Origin of the sequence: Arthrobacter sp. zg-Y895 (assembly GCF_020731025.1) — a bacterium.
In the GTDB taxonomy this organism is placed as follows: domain Bacteria; phylum Actinomycetota; class Actinomycetes; order Actinomycetales; family Micrococcaceae; genus Arthrobacter_B.
In genome coordinates this window covers 221852-242998 of the sequence record NZ_JAJFZY010000001.1, presented here as the reverse complement: position 1 = coordinate 242998, position 21147 = coordinate 221852, and the positions used below count along the sequence as shown (strand labels likewise).

Annotated in this window: 20 protein-coding genes; 11 read left to right on the top strand and 9 right to left on the bottom strand. The window is 67.5% G+C overall.

From position 1 onward, the window contains the following. The first annotated feature begins 171 nt into the window (after positions 1-171). The 3 genes from LJ760_RS01075 (at position 172) to LJ760_RS01065 (ending at position 2766) form a co-directional block, all read left to right on the top strand. Positions 172-1011 (top strand): electron transfer flavoprotein subunit beta/FixA family protein, encoded by an 840-nt coding sequence (locus LJ760_RS01075; protein WP_227918386.1) that lies wholly within the window; start codon positions 172-174, stop codon positions 1009-1011. Between the two features lie 62 nt (positions 1012-1073). After that, a complete protein-coding gene (locus LJ760_RS01070; RefSeq protein ID WP_227918385.1) occupies positions 1074-2021 on the top strand; it encodes an electron transfer flavoprotein subunit alpha/FixB family protein in 948 nt (315 codons plus the stop codon). Position 2022: 1 nt separating this feature from the next. Next, positions 2023-2766, top strand: coding sequence for a PIG-L deacetylase family protein (locus LJ760_RS01065; protein ID WP_227918384.1), 744 nt, complete (start codon positions 2023-2025; stop codon positions 2764-2766). 76 nt (positions 2767-2842) lie between these two features. Here the strand turns inward: LJ760_RS01065 and LJ760_RS01060 are convergent, their stop codons facing one another. From LJ760_RS01060 to LJ760_RS01050, 3 genes are read right to left on the bottom strand one after another with little or no spacing between them, the layout of a single operon-like run. After that, complete coding sequence (locus tag LJ760_RS01060; protein WP_227918383.1) at positions 2843-3643, bottom strand: class I SAM-dependent methyltransferase; 801 nt, start codon at positions 3641-3643, stop codon at positions 2843-2845. Positions 3644-3658: 15 nt separating this feature from the next. Then, a complete protein-coding gene (locus tag LJ760_RS01055; protein WP_227918382.1) occupies positions 3659-4126 on the bottom strand; it encodes a tRNA (cytidine(34)-2'-O)-methyltransferase in 468 nt (155 codons plus the stop codon). A gap of 41 nt (positions 4127-4167) precedes the next feature. Next, positions 4168-5157 carry a J domain-containing protein gene (locus LJ760_RS01050; protein WP_227918381.1) on the bottom strand — a complete coding sequence of 330 codons (990 nt, stop codon included), beginning with the start codon at positions 5155-5157 and terminating at the stop codon, positions 4168-4170. 235 nt (positions 5158-5392) lie between these two features. Between LJ760_RS01050 and LJ760_RS01045 the strand changes: the two genes are divergently transcribed. From LJ760_RS01045 to LJ760_RS01030, 4 genes are all read left to right on the top strand, one after another. Next, positions 5393-6619 carry a cysteine desulfurase family protein gene (locus tag LJ760_RS01045; RefSeq protein WP_227918380.1) on the top strand — a complete coding sequence of 409 codons (1227 nt, stop codon included), beginning with the start codon at positions 5393-5395 and terminating at the stop codon, positions 6617-6619. Further along, positions 6616-7767, top strand: coding sequence for a tRNA 2-thiouridine(34) synthase MnmA (mnmA, locus tag LJ760_RS01040; protein ID WP_227918379.1), 1152 nt, complete (start codon positions 6616-6618; stop codon positions 7765-7767). The genes LJ760_RS01045 and mnmA overlap by 4 nt, the downstream gene beginning before the upstream one ends. A gap of 101 nt (positions 7768-7868) precedes the next feature. Further along, the gene (locus LJ760_RS01035) at positions 7869-8264 is read left to right on the top strand and encodes a chorismate mutase (RefSeq protein ID WP_227918378.1); all 396 of its coding nucleotides are present in this window, start codon (positions 7869-7871) and stop codon (positions 8262-8264) included. Beyond that, positions 8248-9369, top strand: coding sequence for a hypothetical protein (locus LJ760_RS01030; protein ID WP_331460694.1), 1122 nt, complete (start codon positions 8248-8250; stop codon positions 9367-9369). Before LJ760_RS01035 ends, LJ760_RS01030 begins: the two co-directional genes overlap by 17 nt. Before the next feature lie 29 nt (positions 9370-9398). Here LJ760_RS01030 and LJ760_RS01025 read toward each other — a convergent pair whose 3' ends face one another. The 6 genes from LJ760_RS01025 to LJ760_RS01000 are packed head-to-tail and all read right to left on the bottom strand — an operon-like array spanning position 9399 to position 15639. Then, the gene (locus LJ760_RS01025) at positions 9399-10073 is read right to left on the bottom strand and encodes a DUF4166 domain-containing protein (protein WP_227918377.1); all 675 of its coding nucleotides are present in this window, start codon (positions 10071-10073) and stop codon (positions 9399-9401) included. Between the two features lie 2 nt (positions 10074-10075). Continuing rightward, positions 10076-11368: a DUF58 domain-containing protein gene (locus LJ760_RS01020; protein ID WP_227918376.1), complete on the bottom strand. Its 1293-nt coding sequence runs from the start codon at positions 11366-11368 to the stop codon at positions 10076-10078. Between the two features lie 5 nt (positions 11369-11373). Next, a complete protein-coding gene (locus LJ760_RS01015) occupies positions 11374-12408 on the bottom strand; it encodes an AAA family ATPase (protein ID WP_227918375.1) in 1035 nt (344 codons plus the stop codon). Further along, on the bottom strand, positions 12405-13640 hold the full coding sequence (locus LJ760_RS01010) for a DUF4350 domain-containing protein (protein ID WP_227918374.1): 1236 nt from the start codon (positions 13638-13640) through the stop codon (positions 12405-12407). The genes LJ760_RS01015 and LJ760_RS01010 overlap by 4 nt, the downstream gene beginning before the upstream one ends. Further along, on the bottom strand, positions 13637-14323 hold the full coding sequence (locus LJ760_RS01005; RefSeq protein ID WP_227918373.1) for a DUF4129 domain-containing protein: 687 nt from the start codon (positions 14321-14323) through the stop codon (positions 13637-13639). Before LJ760_RS01005 ends, LJ760_RS01010 begins: the two co-directional genes overlap by 4 nt. Positions 14324-14325: 2 nt before the next feature. Then, positions 14326-15639, bottom strand: a complete 1314-nt coding sequence (locus tag LJ760_RS01000; RefSeq protein ID WP_227918372.1) for a hypothetical protein — start codon at positions 15637-15639, stop codon at positions 14326-14328. 208 nt (positions 15640-15847) lie between these two features. On the opposite strand from LJ760_RS01000, the gene mtrA reads away from it, so the two are divergent. The 4 genes from mtrA to LJ760_RS00980 are packed head-to-tail and all read left to right on the top strand — an operon-like array spanning position 15848 to position 21100. Beyond that, positions 15848-16525, top strand: a complete 678-nt coding sequence (mtrA, locus tag LJ760_RS00995; protein WP_227918371.1) for an MtrAB system response regulator MtrA — start codon at positions 15848-15850, stop codon at positions 16523-16525. A 43-nt stretch (positions 16526-16568) separates the two neighbouring features. Next, on the top strand, positions 16569-18245 hold the full coding sequence (gene mtrB / locus LJ760_RS00990) for an MtrAB system histidine kinase MtrB (protein WP_227918370.1): 1677 nt from the start codon (positions 16569-16571) through the stop codon (positions 18243-18245). Further along, positions 18235-19968, top strand: a complete 1734-nt coding sequence (locus LJ760_RS00985) for an LpqB family beta-propeller domain-containing protein (protein ID WP_227918369.1) — start codon at positions 18235-18237, stop codon at positions 19966-19968. The genes mtrB and LJ760_RS00985 overlap by 11 nt, the downstream gene beginning before the upstream one ends. A 34-nt stretch (positions 19969-20002) precedes the next feature. After that, on the top strand, positions 20003-21100 hold the full coding sequence (locus tag LJ760_RS00980) for a ComF family protein (RefSeq protein WP_227918368.1): 1098 nt from the start codon (positions 20003-20005) through the stop codon (positions 21098-21100). Positions 21101-21147 lie beyond the last annotated feature (47 nt).

The window sequence follows — 21147 nt, the reverse complement described above, 5'->3', positions numbered from 1 at the left end:
GCCGGGAGTATCCGGGCGCGGCCCTTCCGTTTGCACCCGCCCTGCATTTGCGCGGACGCGAAAGCCCGGCCAGTGTGTGATTAGCTTTAAACGCGCCGCTCCTTGGCGGCGCGCGTCGGCGGGAGGATCTCCAGGCCGCCGGGAAACGATTTTCCTATCGGAAAGGCCGGAATGCAGGAGTCAGCCACCCATCCGCTGAACATTGTTGTCTTGGTAAAGCATGTCCCCGACGCGCAGTTTGACCGGCACCTCACCGGCCCCGGGCATACCTTGAACCGCGCCGAGAGCATCCTCTCCGAACTGGACGAGTACGCCCTTGAGGCGGCACTGCAGCTGGCCGAGGCCCGCGGCGGGGAGAGTGCCGGGAACCGGGTGACTGCCCTGGCCATGGGCCCGGCGGCAGCAGTGAACGCGGTGAAGAAGTCCCTGCAGATCGGCGCCTATGCAGGCGTGCACCTGGCCGACGACGCCCTGGCCGGTTCCGATGCAGCCGGCACCTCGCTGGCTCTTGCCGCTGCGGTACGCACCATCGCTGAATCCCAGGGGCCGGTGGACCTGGTCATCACGGGCATGGCCTCCACGGACGGTGAGACCTCGCTGGTTCCCGCGCAGCTCGCCGAAAGGCTGCAGCTGGCACAGGTGACCTTTGCTTCCGAACTCGACGTAGTGGACGTCGACGGCGCCCCGGTTGTGAAGGCGCGCCGCGACGGTGACTCCTTCACCGAAACCGTTGAGGCGCCGCTGCCGGCCCTGGTATCGGTGACGGACCAGGCCAACAGTCCCCGCTATCCGAACTTCAAGGGCATCATGGCAGCGAAGAAGAAACCCGTTACGGTGCTGACACTCGCCGAGATCGGAGTGGACCCGGCGCAGGTGGGGCACGACGGCGCCTGGACGGCAGTAGCCGCCTCCGCTCCGCGGCCGCCGCGCTCGCAGGGAACCATCATCACCGACGACGGCACCGCCGGCGTGCAGCTGGTGGACTACCTTGCCGCGCAGAAACTGATCTAAGACTTCTCCTGCTTGAACCGGCGCTTCGCAGGCGCCGCCGCCTACGTCCTAAGGAGCGCACCATGGCGTCCGTCCTGGTTTTTCTCGATGTCCCAGCCCTTCCCCTGCCGCGGGCTGCCCGCGAACTGCTGACCCTTGCCGCCACGGTGGGGGAACCCGCGGTGGCTGCCGCCCACCGCGTGGATCCGGCCATGCTCGAAGCACTTGCCTCCCACGGCGCCGTGAAGGTTTACGAGCCGGCCGGGGAACTGGACACCGTCCTGGTGGCCGCGAAGGCCGCCTTCCTGGCGGATGCCGCCAAGAGCGAGCAGCCCGCCGCGATCCTGCTGGGCAACTCCTTCGAGGACCGCGAGATTGCAGCCCGCGCCGGAATCAAGCTCGGCTCCGGCGTCATCACTGACGCCGTTGCGGTGGCGCCGGACCTTGCCGTCACCAAGTCGGTGCTGGCCGGGTCCTACACCTCGACCTGCCGGGTACGCACCGGCACACCCATCATCACCGTGAAAGCCAACAGTATCGAGCCCGCACCGGCCGATCCGTCAGCCGCGGCTCCGCAGCGGGTCGAGGTTCCGCTCTCGGAAACCGGTCCTGCCGCACGGGTCACCGGCCGCTCCGGCAAGCGCGTGAGCGGACGTCCCGAACTGGCCGAGGCGCGGGTGATCGTTGCGGGCGGACGCGGCATGGACGGGAACTTCGGTCCCGTGGAGGAACTCGCGGACCTCCTCGGCGGAGCGGTGGGCGCTTCCCGTGCGGCCACGGACGCGGGCTGGATTGAACATTCCGCCCAGGTGGGACAGACCGGCAAGACCGTCTCCCCGCAGTTGTACATTTCCGCCGGCATTTCCGGCGCCATCCAGCAGAAGGCCGGTATGCAGACCGCCAAGGTGATCGTCGCGGTCAACAAGGACGCCGATGCACCGGTGTTCGAGATCGCGGACTTCGGCATTGTCGGCGATGTGTTCTCCGTGCTGCCCCAGGCCGCCGAAGAGATCCGGAAGCGCAGGGCCTGACATGTTCCCGACGTCGGCCCCTGCCCGGGTCCTGGCCTTCGCAGCTCATCCGGACGACATCGATTTCGGTGCCGCCGGCACCCTGGCCCGCTGGGCACGCGAGGGCACGGAAATCACCTACTGCATCATGACCTCCGGTGATGCCGGGGGCTTCGATCCTACGGACCGCTCCGGCGTTACTGCCCTGCGGAGCGGGGAACAGCGGGAAGCCGCCCGGCAGGTGGGAGTGCAAGACATAGTGTTTCTGGGGGAGCGGGACGGCTACTTGGAAGCCAACCACTCGGTGATCGCCCGCGTGGTGGAGCAGATCCGGCGCGTGCGTCCCGACGTCGTGCTGTCCATGCACCCCGAGCGGAACTGGGACCGCCTCCAGGCGAGCCACCCCGACCATCTGGCCTGCGGCGAAATAGTGACTCGGGCCGTGTACCCGGCCGCTGAGAATCCCTTCGCCTATCCGGAGCTCGCGGAACAGGGGCTGGAAGCGTACAAGGTGCCGTGGCTGTGGTTTTACGGTGCGCCGCGGGAGCGGGAGAACACTGCCGTGGACGTCAGTTCCACGGTAGACGTCAAGCTTGCCGCCATCCGGGTCCATGCGAGCCAGCATCCGGACATCGAGGGCATGGACGCCTCGGTCCGGCGGTTCCTGCAGGACAACGCCCGCCGGCACGGCCTGGCTGAGGGAGTCAGCGCGGAAACATTCCATGCCGTAGGCGTGAACACCCCGGAGACCATCGCCGGATTCTAGCCGCCGCAGCTACTGCCGCTTGTCCCTGCCCTGCCCGCCGTCCCTCCAGTGGACGGCGGGCCTGCCGTTGCCTGGTTTACGGGCGGACGGCCGTGGCGATCAGGGTGTCGGTATTCAGTGCAAAGTCGTCGCCGAGTTCGGCCAGGAACGCGGTCCGGACCCGGTCCACGGCTGCCGGGTCTTCGGGCAGCAGCATCCGGTAGCCGCCGCCGAGCACCAGCGACCAGGCGAGGGACGGGCTGAGCTGGACCTGTCCGGGCGTGGGGACCACGGTGATTTCGGCCAGGCCGAGGGATTCGAGCCAAGAGGTGAGCTGCTCCGGCGTCTGAAGCCGCTGGGCGTTTTCGGCTCCCGACTGGGGGAGGGCCTCAAGGTCGGGCCGTTCCTGCAGGCAGGCTTTCCACAGCAGTTCCCTGAACGGCTCCCAGGATCCTTCGGCCCATGTGCTGAGGGCGAAGCGCCCGCCGCTGCGAAGCAGCGACACGAGGTGGGCGGCGCCGGCATCCATTTCCGGAAGGAAGAACAGGGAGTAGGCGCAGACCACCGCGTCATAGGGTGCCTCGGCCTGCCACGAGGTGAGGTCGGCCTGTGCAAGGTGGACATTGTTGAGCGAGAGGGTGTCTGCCTTGGCCTGGGTCAGGGCAAGCATCTCTGCGCTGAGGTCCACCCCGTCGACGACGCCGTCGGGACCGGCGAACTGCGCGGCCGGGATGGTGGTGGCACCGGTGCCGCAGCCTGCGTCCAGGACCCGGTCGCCGAGCGTGATGTCCGCCGCGGCCACGAGCGCATTTCCCATGGGATTCCAGAGCGACGGCGCGAGCCGCTCGAAGTCGGCGGCGCCGTCGTCGAACGCGTTGCCGATGTGGAGTTCAGGCATGGGAAGAATCCTTCGCTAGAGCTGGGCACCGGCGAAGCCGTGCTGGCGCCAGGCTTCGTAAACGGCTATGGAGGCTGAATTTGCAAGGTTCAGGGAGCGCAGGGTGGGCAGCATGGGCAGCCGTACCCGGGCGGTGACATGCGGGTCCTTCTTCACCTCGTCCGAAAGTCCGACCGACTCGCGGCCGAACATCAGGACGTCTCCGGCACGATACTCGATATCCGTGTAGGAAGTGTCACCGTCCGAGGTGAAGGCGTATACGCGTTCGGGTTTCAGGGCTTCCCAGGCGTCCTGCAGGCTTGCATGGACATGCAGGACGGCGAGGTCGTGGTAATCCAGGCCTGCGCGCCGAAGTTTGGAATCCTCCAGGCTGAAGCCGAGGGGCTCAACCAGGTGGAGCTCGGCCCCCGTGATGGCGGCAAGGCGAATGGCATTTCCGGTGTTGCCGGGGATTTCAGGGGAATGGAAGAGGATACGGAACACGAATACATCCTATGCCCGGCGCCGGGGCCCCAACGCATCGGTCAACGGGTGGACGCGTCGATCAACGGCGCCAGTACCGGCAGCTGGACGGTGTTAGGCGAGGGGCCTTCGGCAAAGAACCTACGCAGTTCCCGCAGCAGGCCGCCGGGGTTGGCGACATGCAGGGTCGCAGGTGCTGAGCGGCTCAGCCTCGGCGGGTAATCGACGATGGGCTCGAAAGGATTGCCGTTGGGGCTGTGGAGGACAAGCCAGCCCGTGGCATTGCACTCCGGAAAGCGGGACTGGAGGGTGCGCACCGCATCGGCCAGCCGCAGGGTGGACACCTCCCGGCCGCGGTGCAGCAGATGCTGTCCGTCCCACCGGTAGTTGCCGGGCGAGGCCATCAGCGAACCCAGGACTGCCATGCGGTAGCCGCCCAGCAGCACGTGGCTGACATCTAGGTTGCCGCCGCGCGGTCCTGTGTCCGGAATATGGAGGCCGTTGACCAGGCGCGCGGCCGGGTAGTCCTGGAGCAAATCGCGTTCCAGCAGGTGGATGGTCCGGTTTTCGGCGTCGAAGCGTCCCGCGGCGTTGGAGCCGATCCGCGCGAAGAAACCGGGACGGCGCGGCGCGCCGTGGACCTGCTGTCCGGCCAGGGCCAGGGGGATGAGGGGAGGATCCTTCGGGGAGAAATCCGGGACAAACACCGGTGGCCGGTCCAGGTCTGCCATGGTCCGTTCCGGCGCGGACCGGGTTCCCGCGGACCGGGTTCCCGCGGCCCGGCTGGCCGGGCTGCCGGAGCTGGTGCCGGCAGCGGCGCCGGTGCTGCCCGCGTCCGTGCCCTGGCCGAACCGGCGATCGTAAGCGGCCTTTAGCCGCGGATCGGAAAGCACCCGGTAAGCTTCCGTGACCCGATGGAAGCTCTCGCTCGTGCCGCCCTGGTCCGGATGGGCGTTCCGGGCTGCCTTCCGGTAGGCGGTCTTGATTTCGACCGCCGATGCCGCGCGGGTCAGGCCTAAGACCTCATAGAGGGTCGGGTCTGACGGGCTCAAAGCGGTTCCTCTCGGGCGGCTGGTCCGGCTGCGTCAGGCAAGTCTACCGGTCGTCCCTGCACCGCGGCTGGGAGGGGAAGGGCTATTCGGGCCGACGAATTTTCCGCGCCAACTCGACGGACCGGCGCCGGTCAGGAAACTGTTGCGGAGTGAGGCCGGGCACGCCGCGGGAAACGTCAGGAAAGTCCCAGCCGCCCGAATCGGCAGGAGCCGTCATGACCGCTAGAATTAGCTGGTGCCCGTGTATCTAGATCACGCGGCGACCACGCCGATTTCGGCTTCGGCCCTCGCCGCACTCACCTCAGAACTCAGCCGCAGCGGCAACCCTTCGTCCCTGCACGGTTCGGGCCGACGCGCCCGGATGGTTGTGGAGGACTCCAGGGAAGTCCTGGCCGCCGCCGCAGGCTGCCATCCCTCGGAGATCATTTTCACCTCCGGCGGTACCGAAGCGGACAACCTGGCCATCAAGGGTCTTTTCTGGGCCCGGCGCGATGCCGACCCGGCACGCAACCGCATCCTGGTCTCCGGCATTGAACACCATGCCGTGCTGGACGCCGTCGAATGGCTGGAGAAACATGAAGGCGCGGTGCCGGTGTGGATCCCGGTGGATCACGACGGCGTCATTTCCCTCGAAGCCATCCGCCGGGAACTCGTTGCCAACGCAGACAGCACGGCCCTGCTCACCGCCATGTGGGCCAACAACGAGGTCGGTACCGTCCAGGACATCCGGGCCATCGCCTCCCTGGCCCACGAATACGGTGTCCCTGTCCATTCGGACGCGGTCCAGGCTTTCGGCGCGCTGCCGATCGGCTTCCGATCCGCAGGTTTGGACACGATGGCGCTCAGCGCCCACAAGATCGGTGGCCCGGTGGGAGTGGGTGCACTGGTCGTGGGCCGCGCCGTCAAGCTCACGCCGGTCCAGCACGGCGGCGGACAGGAACGGGACATCCGCTCCGGCACCCTGGACACCGCGGGAATCGCAGCGTTCGCCGCGGCAGCGCAGGACGCAGCCGAGCACCTGACGGACGAGTCCGAACGCCTGCGCACGCTCCGGGACTACCTCATCACCGGCGTCGAACGGGCCATTCCCGAGGCAGTCCTGCGGGGAGCCCGGGACGACGACGGCGGCGCGCGCCGGCTGCCGGGCAACGCCCACTTCACGTTCCCCGGCTGCGAGGGCGATTCACTGCTTTTCCTGCTGGACCTGGCCGGAGTGGAGTCCTCAACGGGGTCTGCCTGCACAGCCGGCGTCCCGAGGCCCTCGCACGTCCTCCTGGCGATGGGACTCACCGAAACCGAGGCACGCGGTGCCCAACGGTTCAGCCTCGGGCATACAACCACCGCCGAAGACGTTGACACTTTGTTGCAGGCACTTCCCGAAGCGTATGAGCGGGCCAAGAAGGCCGGCATGGCCGGACACGTAAGCAGCATCCAAACAGCAGGAACAGGTTTTACTTCATGAAGGTTTTGGCAGCAATGAGTGGCGGAGTCGATTCCGCCGTGGCCGCGGCACGGGCAGTCGAGGCTGGACACGACGTCGTCGGCGTCCACCTTGCGCTGTCCCGGATGCCGGGCACCCTGCGCACCGGCAGCCGCGGCTGCTGCACCATCGAAGACTCCCGCGACGCCTGGCGCGCCTGCGACATCCTCGGTATTCCGTACTACGTCTGGGACTTCTCCGAACGGTTCAAGGAAGACGTGGTGGACGACTTCGTGGCCGAATACGCCGCCGGCCGCACCCCCAATCCCTGCATGCGCTGCAACGAACGGATCAAGTTCGCCGCCCTGCTGGAAAAGGCGCTGGCGCTGGGCTTCGACGCCGTGTGCACCGGCCACTACGCCAAGGTGATCACGAACGCCGAGGGCAACCCGGAGCTGCACCGAGCCGCGGACTGGGCCAAGGACCAGTCCTACGTTCTGGGCGTGCTCACGGAGGAGCAGCTGCGACACTGCATGTTCCCGCTGGCCGAAACCCCGTCCAAGGCCGAAGTGCGGGCCGAAGCCGAACGCCGCGGCCTGTCCGTGGCGAACAAGCCCGACAGCCACGACATCTGCTTCATTCCCGACGGTGATACCCGCGGCTGGCTCGAAGAGCGCATCGACATGACCGAGGGCGACATCGTGGATGAGACGGGGGAGAAGCTCGGCACCCACCCCGGAGCCAACGCGTTCACCGTGGGCCAGCGGCGTGGACTGAAGCTCGGCACGCCGGCCGCGGACGGCAAGCCCCGCTTCGTCCTGGAAATCCGGCCGAAGGAAAACAAGGTCGTGGTCGGACCCGAGCAGCTGCTGAACATCGACCAGATGCGCGGCATCAAGATTTCCTGGGCCGGACTGCCGATCCCCGAGATCGCCGCCCGGACCACCTTCGACTGCAAGGTCCAGGTCCGCGCCCACGGAGACCCCGTGGCAGCCACCGGCTGGATGGAAGACGTAGCCGACGAGGCCACCGGAGCAAGACGTGAAGAGCTTGTGGTCCGGCTGGCCGAACCCATGCGCGGGGTTGCCCCCGGCCAGTCCATGGTGCTTTACCAGGGAACCCGCGTGCTGGGACAGGCCACCATCGACTCGGCACGTTCCCTTGAATGGGACCCCGCAGCGGTTTCGTAAAGCCCTGGTTTCACGACCGTTTCCCGGTACCGGCGCGGCGCCTCGGCGAAGCCGGGCGTAATCTGCTCCGGGCCGGGAGCCGCTCCACCTAAACTGGACCAATGAGCCAGACAGGACCAATGAGCGAATCACCGGACCATGAGTTCGATCCGCGGGCAAGTTCCCTCTCCGGGAAGGTTGCCGAGGACGTCATGGAAGAGCTGCTTGCCATGCGCAGCAGCATCGACAACATCGACGCCACTCTCGTGTACCTTCTTGCCGAACGCTTCAAAGCGACCCAGCGGGTGGGCCATCTGAAGGCGGAGCACCACTTGCCGCCGGCGGACCCGGGACGGGAAGTGGCGCAGATTGCACGCCTGCGCCGCCTGGCCGCGGACGCGCACCTGGACCCCGCCTTCGCGGAGAAATTCCTGAACTTCATCATCAGCGAAGTGATCCGCCACCATCAGGCGATCTCGCAGACCCGCAACGGCGGAACAGATGTCCCGGAGGCCTGAGGACCGGCGCGGGGAAGCAGTTCCTCCGGAACAGCCCGCCCGACCCGAAGCACGAAACGGCATGGTCACGGCCACGGCGCTCGGCAGCTGGCCGGGGACTGATCCGGTCGAATCGAGCCGGGTAGTCAGAGGCGAGCTGGGGGACCCGCACCTGCCCTTCCTGGTCGAACTGCCGCAGCGCGGACCGGGGGCGGACGCACTCGGACGGAGCGCTGCCCTGCTCGTGGACCTTTTCGTGGATGTCCAACCGCACGGCTGGCGCCTGGTGGAGCGCCCGGGCAAGGACCACCGCCGCGCGGCGTCCCTGCTGACCCAGGACCTGAACGCACTTGCCGACGTCGTCGGAACCGAAGAACGCACGGGCGAAGCGTTGAAGATCTCCGTCCGCGGACCGCTCTCGCTCGCCGCGAACCTTTATCTGCACAACGGCGAACGGGCGTTGTCCGACGCCGGTGCCCGCCGGGACATTCTCCAGTCCTTCACCGCCGGCGTGGGCGACTATGTGGCGCGCGCGTCGTCGTCGGCACCGGGCGCACGGATCACTGTGCAGGTCGACGAGCCCGACGTCGCCGCCGTCCTGGCCGGCGGGATCCCCACCGCCAGCGGCTACCGCACACTGCGTTCCGTGCCGTCTTCGGAGGTATCCAGCGCCTGGCAGCAGGTCCGCGAGGCAATCGAAGCCGTCGGCGCGGACACTGTCTTCACCCTGCCCCGTGCGGAGGGATTCGGACCGCTGCGGACCGGCACGCAGTCACCGTTCGAGCTTGCCGTCGGTGCCGGAGCGCAGGGCGCGGCCCTCGCCGCCGACGGGCTGGACGCCCGTGACTGGGAAGGCATCGCCGAAGCCGTTGAAGGCGGACGCCGGATCTGGCTCGGCATCCTTCCGGTTCCCGCCGACGGAGCCGCACTGCCCCAGGTCACGGACCTCGTGGAACGGGTGCTGAGGCCCTGGCGGAAACTGGGGCTCTCGCAACAAGACCTGCCGGCGCTTCGCCTGACACCTGCCGCCGGACTGGCCGATATTTCACCGGCAGCGGCGCGGAAAGTCCTGGCCCGCCTCACACAGACGGCGTCTGCACTGGACCAGGTGGCAGCCGAGGGGTAAACCTGCCCGGGGCCTAAGTCCGCGCCGGCCTAGGTCCGGCGCTCCCAGCGTGCCGGTTCGACGTCGGCAGGCAGGCCGCCGTCGAAATCGCGGCAGGCGTAGCTGAACGCGCCGTCGTACTCGAAAACCGTGCCGACCTGCCGCTGGATGACCCGGGTGCGGATCCGGAACTGATCCTGCTGTGTATCCCACCACTGTTCCACCTGGGCGTCGGCACCGGCGAAGTCCGGCAGGGGCAGCCGCAGCGGACCGAGGAACAGCCGGCTTCCCGGGGAATTCATGTGCAGATGGCCGTCGTCCGAAACCCGCAGCAGCAGGTTCGTGGCCAGGTTGCGGCGTCGGCCCAGATAGTCCGTCAGGACTCCGGGCCCGGTCAGCACCGTGGTGTCCTCGAAGGTCCGCTGGCGGCCCGGGAAATCAAAGCGGCGGACCGCAGTCAGGGCCGGCCGGCCCCACGGGTCGAGGTGCGGATAGTTGCGGACGGAGAAGGGGACGGAGGTCCCGTACTCCGGGAAAAAGGCGTTGGACACCGGAACCAGCGGCAGCAGCGGACGCAGCCAGGGCCGCGGACAACCGGCACGGAGAAAGACGCCGGTTCCTTCGCCGAACCGGCCGCTGCCCGGGCCAAGGCTGAAATACGCCTGCAGCTGGGGCTGCAGGCGGAGGAACCCTGCTCCGAGGACCTGCTGGTACACCGAGTCCACGGCTACAGCCTTCCGGCGGCCTTGAGGCGGAGATACATATCCGCAAGTTTCGGAGCCAGCTCGTGCGGCGGCTCATCCACAACTTCCGCTCCCATCGACCGCAGCTGCGCGCTGACCGCAGCCCGGTCCAGGAGGGCCCGCTCGGCTGCCGCGGCACGGAAGACTGCCGGCGTCGTACCTCCGCCGGAACGCAGCTCGTCCAGGCCGGGATCCCGCACGGAGGCAACCACGACCACGTGCTTTTCCAGCAGCCGGGGCAGGACCTGCACCAGCCCCTCCTCAACAGCTCCGGAATCCAGCGCGGTGATCAGGACGACCAGGGAGCGGCGTGCGGACACGGCGTGCACGGCCCCGGGCAGCAGGGAGAAGTCCGCTTCGATGAGTTCCGGTTCCAGCGGTGCCGCGGCAGTGACGAGCCGGCTCAGCAGGTTTTCCTTGCCGCCGGAGTCCACGCGCGCCCGGATCCGCCGGTCGAAGGCTAGGAAGTCCACCCGGTCGCCGCCGCTGCGGGCAAGCACGGCCAGGAGCAGGGTAGCTTCAATGCCGGTGTCCAGGCGGGGTTCGTCCTCGATCCGGGCGGCGGACGTCCGGGAGGTGTCCAGGGCAATGACCACCCGGCGGTCGCGTTCGGGCCGCCAGGTCCGCACCACGGTGTCCTGCCGCCGGGCGGTGGCCCGCCAGTCAATGGAGCGGACGTCGTCGCCCCGCACATATTCGCGCAGCGAGTCGAATTCGGTCCCGGCTCCGCGCAGCTGCACCGAGGCGTTCCCGTCCAGCTCCCTTAGCCTGCGCAGTTTCGAGGGCAGGTGCCGCTTGGCATGGAAGGGAGGAAGCACCCGGATTTCTCCGGGCACAGGCAGCGTCCGCTGGCGGGCCGCGAGCCCGAAAGGCCCGAAACTGCGGACCGCCACATGTCCGCTTTTCAGGATCCCGCGGCGGGCAGGTTCCAGCACCACGTCCATGGTCCGGGCTTCACCGGCCGGAACGGCCAGGCGCTGCTGCGGGTTGCGGGCACCGGCGGAAGGCTGCCAGCCGTCCCGGACCACGGCCCGCAGCCGGGCTTTGGCGTCATTGCGGACCACCAGGGTTCCCGCCGTCGTTTCGCTCAGCCGCACGCTGTCCGGCAGGCGCCGCTCCACGCGGAGCCGCCGCACGGGGGCAGCCAGCAGCAGGTCCAGTCCGGCAGCGGCGGCCAGGAAGGCCAGCCAGAGCAGGATCGAGACGGCGCCGGGATAAAGCACCACGGCTACGGAGCCCAGGAGCGCCAGCAGGACAAAGCGGCCCGAAACAGCCATCGGCGTTACCGGGGAACCGGCACTGTGGCGAGGATGCTTCCCAGCACATCGTCCACGTTGACCCCGTCCATCTGGGCCTCGGGCCGAAGCGCCACACGGTGCCGCAGGGCGGGAAGGGTGAGTGCCTTGACGTCGTCGGGAGTCACGAAGGCCCGCCCCGAGAGCCAGGCCCAGGCCCGCGCAGTATTCAGGAGGGCAGTGGCCCCGCGGGGGGACACCCCGAGCTGGAACGACGGCGCCGACCGCGTCGCCCGGACGAGGTCCACTATGTAGGCGAGGACCTCGGGCGCAACGGTTACCCTGGCCACTGCCTCGCGTGCCAGTTCCAGGTCCCGGGCCGACGCGACAGGCCGGACACCGGCGGCGGCGAGGTTCCGCGGATCGAAGCCGCCGCTGTGCCGGCGGATCACTTCGATCTCGTCCTCCCGGCCGGGCAGGTCAAGTGTCATCTTGAGCAGGAACCGGTCGAGCTGGGCTTCGGGGAGCGGGTACGTTCCCTCGTACTCCACCGGGTTCTGGGTTGCCGCAACAATGAACGGTTCGGGCAGGGGACGGGTGACGCCGTCCACGGTTACCTGGCGTTCTTCCATTGCTTCCAGCAGGGACGCCTGCGTCTTGGGCGGCGTGCGGTTGATTTCATCCGCGAGCAAGATGTTGGTGAACACCGGTCCCTCCCGGAAGGAGAACTCGGAGGAACGGTTGTCGTAGATCAGCGAGCCGGTGACGTCGCCGGGCATGAGGTCGGGGGTGAACTGGACGCGCTTCGTATCCAGGTCCAGTGCCGCGGAAAGGCTTCGCACCAGCAGCGTCTTGGCTACGCCGGGCACACCCTCCAGGAGCACATGCCCCTTGGCCAGCAGGGCAATGATCAAGCCCGTCACGGCCGCGTCCTGCCCCACCACCGCCTTGGCAACCTCACGCCGGACCTGCGCCAGGGCTTCCCGCACAGGGTCCGCTCCCGGGGACGGGGGAGGCGCCGGCGCGGTGCCGTTGGCGGCTCCGGAGGCTGCGGGTGCGTAGGGCTCGTACTGCTGGCTCATGATGAAGTGGCCTCTTCCTCTAGGTCTTTCAGGTCCTGGGCCCAGCGCACGAGTTCCGCGCCGGTTCCGGGCAGTCGCTGGTTGAGCAGGTGGTCAGTCTCGGTATAGCTGCGGCCGGATGCGTTCGCCGTCGCACGCGTGACCGCGTCAACGCCGGCTCCCGGGCCCACCCGCAGGTGTGCCGCCAGCCGGGTCAAGGCCGCCGCACGCAGGGTGGCGGCAGCATGGGCTACAGCCTGGCTGTCCTGGTACAGGCGGGCCCGGCCCTCAGCGGTCTCAGCCGCATGGACGATAACGGGCATGGGTTCCTCCATCAGGGGGCCGAGCCTGCGGCCCCGCCAGAAAGCAGCCGCGCCGGCGACCAGCAGGAGCCAGAACAGGAGCGGATTCACCCATGCGGGCAGTAAGGAGAAGGGATCGGCAGGCCCTTCCGAAGGGGGAACGTCGAAGGGGCCGGCCTGGTACCAGACCAGTGTGTCGTCCGAGCCGAGCGTTCGAAACGCCAGGGCGGCGTTGCCCTCGCGGGCAACGCTTTCGTTGGCGATCAGGTCCGCGCTGCCCAGCACCACGGCGGATCCGCCCGTGGTCGCCGCATAGGAACCTGCAGCGTCGCTGCCCTCGCTGCCCGGAGCCGGGAAACAGGTGACCGGCCCCCGGTAGGTTTTCCCGCCGGCTTCAATGGCACCGGCCGCCTCGGCATCCTCGTTGCTGCAGCCGGCGTCGAGCCGGTGACTGTCGGGCTCCTCGGGAAGGAGCCCGGCGGAACGGATCTGGGGGGCGAAATCCGCCAGCTGCTCAAAGGACGGTTCCACGAGCACTACCCGTCCGGCAGCGTCGGCGAGGTCCTGGCGTTGTTCACCGGTGAGGAAGCCTGCGGGATCAAGGAACAGCAAAGTCGCCCCGGGATTGTCCTCCAGGGCGGCCTGCGCTTCCGCCATCGTCTGGTGGTGCTGTACGTCCACTCCCTGGTCCGCCAGGATTTCGGCGGCGGCCATGGCTCCGTCCGGTGCAGGGTTGGCGGGGGAGAGCGCAGTGGTGTCGTGGTCAGCACGTCCCCAGACCGAAGCAATCGCAACTGCGCCGAGCAGCAGCAGAAGCAGAAGCGGGACCCGGTGCCGGCGCAGCCAGGCCGCGAAGCGGCTGCGGGCCCCGGGCGGCCCTGACTCCTCATTGCCGCTTCCCGAAGCATCGATGCTGCCGGCGGGCGCCGCTTCACTGGCAACCCGGCTCACTTCGGCACCGCCAGGGACGAAGGCTCCGCCGATGCCGGAGTTGCCGGACGGGCTGCTTCCAAAGCCGTATCAAGGGCGGCTGCGCGTTCGTAATCCGGTTCCGCGGCAACCCCCTTACCGTAGAGCACCTCATCGAACCGCTGCTGGATCCACGTGATCTCCGGGCGGTGGTCCGGGAAGGCGGCGGCCAGCCGGGTGCCGGCTTCGGCTGCCGTTCGGGCCGGCCGGGCATCGAAGATGACCCGTTCCTCCGCCGAGCGGACCATCGCACGGAAAGACTCGGCAAGGGCGTCATTCCAGCGGTGCTCCGCGGCGGCCTGCTCTGCGCGGATACGGTGGTCGGTTGCCCGTTCCACGACGTCGTGGGCGAAGACCTCGGTCCGCTTCTTCACGGACGCATTCAACCGGGGGCGAATCACGAGAATTGCGACGGCCACCAGCACGACGGCGGCCAGGACCAGTATCAGGACTCCGGGACCCGCGCCGAGCCCGTCCGCATCCTCGAACAACTCGTTCAGCCACTTGCCGACCCGAGCCCAGAACCGGTCGAGCAGGCCGGGTTGGGCATCCTCGTACACGCGCTTGGACAACTCGTCGCGCGCCCAGTCCCGTGCCTGGTCTGCATCGGGCTCGATCGGGGCTTCCCCGGCGGCGTCGGACCATGGGCGTGCTGTGGACGGCATGTCTACTTCATGCCCGCAGGGGGACCGAACGGCGTGTTCCGGGCCATGGGCACGGCATTCCGGCCGGGCAGGAAGTCGGAATCCTGTGCCTGCGGATTCTCCTGATCCTTCATCAAGGCAAGGTCGAAGCCTTCCCGGCGGATTCGGAGGTCGATATACAGCAGGGCCGTGACGGCACTTTGGAAGGCACAGGCCACCGCGGTCAGGAGCAGGGTGAAGGCGAAGATCAGGACAACGCTGACGCCGATGAGGACGGTGCTCTCCGTCAGGGTGAGCATGCTCGCGGCGAAGGAGAGCGGCACCGTAAGGACCTGGGACAGGATGTTGACGATCAGGCTCGTCAGGGCCATGATCCCGAAGGTGCGCCACCAGTTGCGCCCGGTCAGGCGCCAGGACCGCCGGATCGCAGGAAAGACACCGATACCTTCCAATACCAGTGCTGCCGGTGCGAGGGAGAGTTTAACCGAGACCCACACAGCCGCGGCAACCACCGCGAACAGGGCCGGGATCACCACGAGCAGCCCGGCTGGACCGAGAGTGTCGATGATCAGGTAAGCCAGCATGGCGAGGACCGTGACGCCCACGGCGGCACCGGCCAGCATCAGTAATCCGAGGCCGGCAAGCGGACCGAGGGTGCCGCGGGCCAGCCGCCAGACCTGGCCGAAGCCGGTCCGCAGGTTCAGGGTGGACCGCACCACCGGAAGGACCAGGAGGCCCTGGACAATCAGGACCCCGGCCAGTGACAGGCCGCCGAGGGTCGAAACCGCCCCCACAGCCGTCCCCAGGACCGGGCCCGTGACTTCTCCGCCCGCCGATCCGCTCTGCAGCCACCCGTCTACGGAGACGAAGAAGCCCGCGCCCAATACGATAACCAGCACCGTTATGACGGCCTGGACCACAAACGCGTTGCCGAAGGCGGCCAACGCGTTGCGGCGGCACGCCTGGAACGCTCCGTCCAGGATTTCACCCAGTCCCAGGGGACGCAGGGGAATGATGCCCGGTTTCGGCGGCGGCGTGTAGCCGGGCTGGGGGAGGGGGCCTCCCCGGTAGGGATTGGGCTGGTCCCAGGCGGATGCCGGCGGCGCGTAGCCCGGTGCAGGGGGTTGCTGTGTCCACGGATTACCCTGCTGCTGCGCCCAGGGGTTCACCGGCGGCTGCGGTATTCCGGGCGGCGGCGGTGCCTGCTGCGCCCACGGATTTACCGGCGGTTGCGCTAATCCGGGCACAGGCCCCGGGACGCCGTCGTTCAGCGCGCTGTTCTCCGGTCCGCTGTCCGGGCCACTGTTGTTCCGGTTGTTGTGTTCTTGCTCGCTCATCCTCAGCCGTTCCCCCGCAGGCACTAGCGTTTGTTTACCTCGACTATAGTGACGCTCCGCCCAAACAGCACCCGGCGAGCCGTGGCGGGATATGTGTCCCTTAGGATGATAGGGATTAACCTAGTCGGCTTTAACGCCGGGGGAGCGGCAGCCGATGCTGCTCCGGGCGCGCAGCGGCGCGGCAGTCAAGCAGCGGAAACAGGGAGTTATGAAGGCACGCATACTGGTCGTAGACGACGACGAAGCACTTGCCGAAATGATCGGTATCGTGCTGCGCAACGACGGGTTTGAACCGGTGTTCTGTGCCGACGGTTCCTCCGCACTTGAAGTGTTCCGCAACAGCAAGCCGGATCTGGTGCTGCTGGACCTGATGCTTCCCGGCATCGACGGCATCGAAGTGTGCCGGCAGATCCGCAGCGAGTCCGACACCCCCATCGTGATGCTCACCGCCAAGTCCGACACGTCCGACGTCGTGCGCGGCCTCGAATCCGGCGCCGACGATTATGTGCCCAAGCCCTTCAAGCCCGCAGAACTGGTGGCGCGTGTGCGCGCCCGGCTGCGCCCGGGCGACCAGAAATCGCCGGAGACCCTGCGGATCGGCGAAGTCTCCATTGATGTTGCGGGCCACTCCGTGACCCGGGGCAGCGACAGCGTTTCCCTCACGCCGCTGGAATTCGACCTGCTCGTGGCACTCGCACGCAAGCCCTGGCAGGTTTTCACCCGTGAGATGCTGCTCGAACAGGTCTGGGGATACCGCCACGCCGCCGACACGCGGCTGGTGAACGTGCATGTGCAGAGGCTCCGCTCAAAGATCGAACGCGACCCCGAAGCACCCGAGATTGTATTGACGGTGCGCGGTGTCGGATACAAAGCGGGTCAGAGCTAAGGTGCCGGGGTTCCTGGCCGGGATGGCCGGGAAATCCCCTAAATTGGACAGGGCCCTGCAGGGCCTGGCGCATCTGCGCGATTCCTTCCGGCGCGCCACTTTCCATCGGATCGCCCGCCAGTGGCGGAGGTCCCTTCAGTTCAAGACGGTCGTTTCCACGCTCCTCCTGGTGGCGCTCGCCGGCGCGGGGATCGGTGCTTTCCTCTCCCACCAGATTGCCGATTCCCTCTATGAAGAGCGGCTGACCCAGTTCCGGACCGAAGCGACGGGCGGTCTGTCCAAAGTGAAGGACAACTTCCGGGACACCGCCGCGAGCGATCGGGAGGGCACCGACCGGCTGGTCATGGACACCCTTCCGTTGCTGGAAGGCCAGGGTGCAGACGCTCAGCGGACCTATCTGCTCACCCCGTTGCCGACCTCCGACCCCCTCTATGTCACGTCCTCGGTGAACAGCGGAACCATCACCGCCAGCGGTATTCCGGTGGCCCTCAGCGACGCCGTTATTGCCAGCGATGCCACAGCGTCCGAGACGGATTACGTTTTCTGGTCTCCGCTTGAGCTCGCCAACGGAGAGCCAGGCATTGCGTTCGGCACCAAGGTCACACTGCCCCCGGACAGCTCCGAATATGCCCTCTACCTGATCTATGACCTGCATTCGATGCAGGAAACGCTCGACGACATCCACCGGATTCTCTGGATTGCCGGATTCCTGCTGCTTGCCATCAGCGGCACGATCGCGTGGATCGTAGCCAAGGCCGGCCTGGGTGCGGTCAGCGATGCGGCAGCGGTGTCGGAGAAGCTGGCAGCAGGGGAGCTGCAGGAGCGCATGGAGGTCAAGGGCGAGGATGAAGTCGCACGCCTGGCGGCGTCGTTCAACCGCATGGCCGGCACGCTCCAGGACCAGATCACCCAGCTGGCTACACTTTCGCGTATGCAGCAGGTGTTCGTTTCCGACGTCTCACACGAGCTGCGGACTCCGCTCACCACTGTGCGCATGGCCGCGGAGGTGCTCTACGAAGCACGCGATAGCTTTGATCCGATGTACCGGCGCTCCACGGAACTGCTCTATCACCAAGTGGAACGGTTCCAGGCGCTGCTGGCGGACCTGCTGGAGATTTCCCGGTTCGACGCCGGGGCCGCCGCGCTCGATTTGGAACCCACCGATGTCTTCCATATTGTCCGTGACGTGATTGACGCCACCGAGCCGCTCGCGAACAACTGCGGCTCCGAGGTGGTTGTGGTCTCCAAGGAGGCGAGCTGCGTTGTGGATGCCGACCCGCGCCGGATCGAACGCATCCTGCGCAACCTGCTGGTCAACGCGTTGGAGCATGGTGAAGGGGAACCCATCGAAATTGCGATAGCAGCTTCCGAGGATGCCGTGGGCATAGCGGTCCGCGACCATGGCATCGGGATGACCGAAGAAGACGCCGAGCATGTCTTCGACCGCTTTTGGAGGGCGGATCCGGCACGTGCACGCACCACGGGCGGCAGCGGGCTGGGCTTGTCCATCGCCACCGAAGACACACGGCTTCACAACGGCTGGCTCGAGGCCTGGGGCGAACCGGGAAACGGATCCTGCTTCCGCCTGACACTTCCCCGCCGTCACGGTGCGGGCTTTGAATCATCCCCGGTGCCGCTGTCTCCCCGCGAGGTCGTGGCCGAACCCCGGGCGCTCACTGCTGCGGCTCCGGCCCGGGAAGAGGATATTGATGCGTACTAAGCGGAAGGTGCCGCCCAAGGCACAGCGGGGACGGGCCGGAAGGATGCTTGTCCTGTGGATCAGTATCGTCCTTGTCCTGGTCGGCTGCTCCTCGATACCCACCGTTGGACCGGTAGGCACGGCGTCGGCGGAGAACAACGGGGAAACGGGCGAGGACGCGGTTTTCTCACCCGAAGGTCCGGCTGACGATGCCTCGCCGCAGGACATCGTCCGCGGCTTTATGGAGGCAGGCAGGGGCGCCGCAGACGATTACAGCGTGGCCCGGCAATTCCTGGCCCCGGAGCTGGCGACTACCTGGTCGCCCTCGGAACGGGTGACCATTTACCGGTCCTCACGCATCGTGGCCATGCCGGAACCGGACCTGTTCCAGATTCAGCTGGAAGTGCAGGGTCGCGTGGATGCCCGGGGCATCCGGACGGACGCCCCGGAGGGCAGCACCGAAGCATTCCCCGTCCAGCTCGAAAAGGTGAAGGGACAGTGGAGGCTCAGCGCCGTCCCCGACGGGATCATCGTGTCCCTGGCGAGTTTCCCTGCGATTTTCATCGCCCACAACCTCTACTTCTATTCGAGTGATTACCAGTACTGGGTCCCGGATACGCGGTGGTTCATTCAGCGTGCCGGCATTGCCGCCAACATTGTCAAGGAACTTCTCGTCGGGCCCGCTCCGTACCTCCAGGGTGCAGTCCTCAGCGCCTTCCCTGCCGGAACCGCCTTGGCACGCGATGCGGTCCCGGTGGCCTCGGGAAAGGCTGTCGTGGATTTCGCGGACGAATCGCTGCGGGACTCCAGCGACCGGAACCGCCAACAGATGGTGTTGCAGCTTGAGCAGAACCTGCGCAGCCTCAACAACGTCACCGCTGTGAGGATGACAGTGGACCAGCGGGACGTAGACCTCGGCAAGGGCAGCGGTGAGCTGCAGTCCGCCGTGGCCGATCCATCCGCCGGAGCCACCCAGATCGTGGTCTATCAGGACGAACTGGCCTACTACGCCGACGGCCCCGAGCCGATCGGGGATATTCCCTCAGTGGCGGAATACGGCCCTCGGCATCCGGCCATGTCGGTGGACGGATCGGTCATCGCCTTCCTGAACAGCCAGGAGAACGCGCTGCTGGTCACGGGAACCGGACAGGAAGTTGCAGTGGTGGCCGAGGCCGAAAGGTTTACGGCGCCCAGCGTGGATCCACGCCGGTGGGTGTGGACTTCCCAACCCACGGGCACCGGATCCCAGGTTCTTGCGGTACCGCCCGGGGGAGACCGGAGTTCCGCGGCTGTCCTTTCTGCGCCGTGGCTGGAGGGGCAAACCGTGACCGAGCTGCGGATTTCCCGCGACGGTACCCGGGCATTGGTGGCGGCGAACCGGGACGGTCGCAGTGAAGTCATGATTACCGGCGTCGTCCGGTCATCCGAAGGAGTCCCCGTCTCCCTCACGGTTCCGACGATCCTTCAGGTGCCTCCGGAAGCGGGGGCCGTGAACCGGGTCAAATGGGCCTCGGAGGACACGGTGGTTGCCGTGCAGTCCGGTGCGGAGGAAGCCGCGCCGGTAATCCTCAGCACCGCACGGGTTCCTGATCTGCTGTCTGCGAAGGAAGGAATTACGGGACTGAGCGCAGGAAACGGCGCTGAGGACATTTTCATCCAGACCTCCGAGGGCATCTTCAACAAGGTCGGCAGTAGCTGGACGCTCCGGACGGAAGGAATCCGGGACCCGGCTTTCCCGGGCTGATGCAGCGCTCTTTGTTTTCCTCCACAGCGGCCTGATGGCCTCATACGCCCGGGTGGATGTCCCCTGGCGGGCGGCTTTGCTGCTCACCGGTTCCGGCTGGTCCCATTGTGGACGGATGAAGATGCGGAACCGGCAGCTGGATCGTCTGCTTTACTCCCCGGCGGGACAGGGGATCGCCGCGGCGGTGTCCGGCTTGGCCGCCGGGCTGGCACCTGTGTCATGCGTGGCCTGCGGAACGCCGGATCATTCTTTGTGCATGGGCTGTGCGGTGAGCATCCGGCGGGGCACGCTGCATCCGTATTCCGCGCAGGAAGGTGCCGATGCGCTTCCGGCCGCAGAACCGGGAGCGCCGGTCGCTGGCATGGAACCGGTCGGTGACACGGAAGAGGCCGATGGCGCTGACCTGGCCGATGGCGCGGACCCGAACAGACAGATTCCCGCCGGCGTCGGTCCTGGCCTCTTTGTCCCGCTGCCGGTCCTGGCAGCAGGAGTGTATTCGGGCGGGCTCGCGCGGACCCTCCTGGCTTTCAAGAACCGGGGGCACACCGACCTGGCCGGGTTCCTGGCCCCGGTCCTGGCGGGCGTCCTGCAGGCGGCGGTAACGGATGCACGCAGAAGGGCGGGGGATGTTCCACTGGTGCTGGTTCCGGTTCCCGGCACGGGCGGCTCGCTTCGCAGGCGCGGCTACTTTCCGCTGGCACTGCTGCTGGCGCGGCTCCGGCGCCGGCGGTTGTTGCCGGCCGGCTGTGCCGTGGTTTCCCTTGTGTCCATACCGGCCGGGTACGGCACTGCCGGCTGGCTGCGGAGCCACGGGGGAGGACCTGCCGGCGTGTCCGGCCCGCAAAAGGGGCTCGGCCGCAGCGCGCGGCGGCGCAACGTCCGGAACACCATGACCGCCGGTCCGCCCGGAGGACTGGCCGGAGTCAACTGCCTGGTGGTTGATGACGTGTTGACCACGGGAGCCACTATCGCGGAGACGGTGCGGGCGCTGCGCGGGGCGGGCGCCCGGGTAGTGGGTGCAGCGGTCCTGGCAGCCACACCGGCCCCGGCACGTAACACAACTCCCACAGACCCTGCTGTTCCGGGGGCACGTTCCATGGGCGCCGGAAACGGAAACGCGGGACGTGAATAAAGCTCGACGGTGATCTAACGTGTTGAGTATGGATAGCTTCAAGTAGC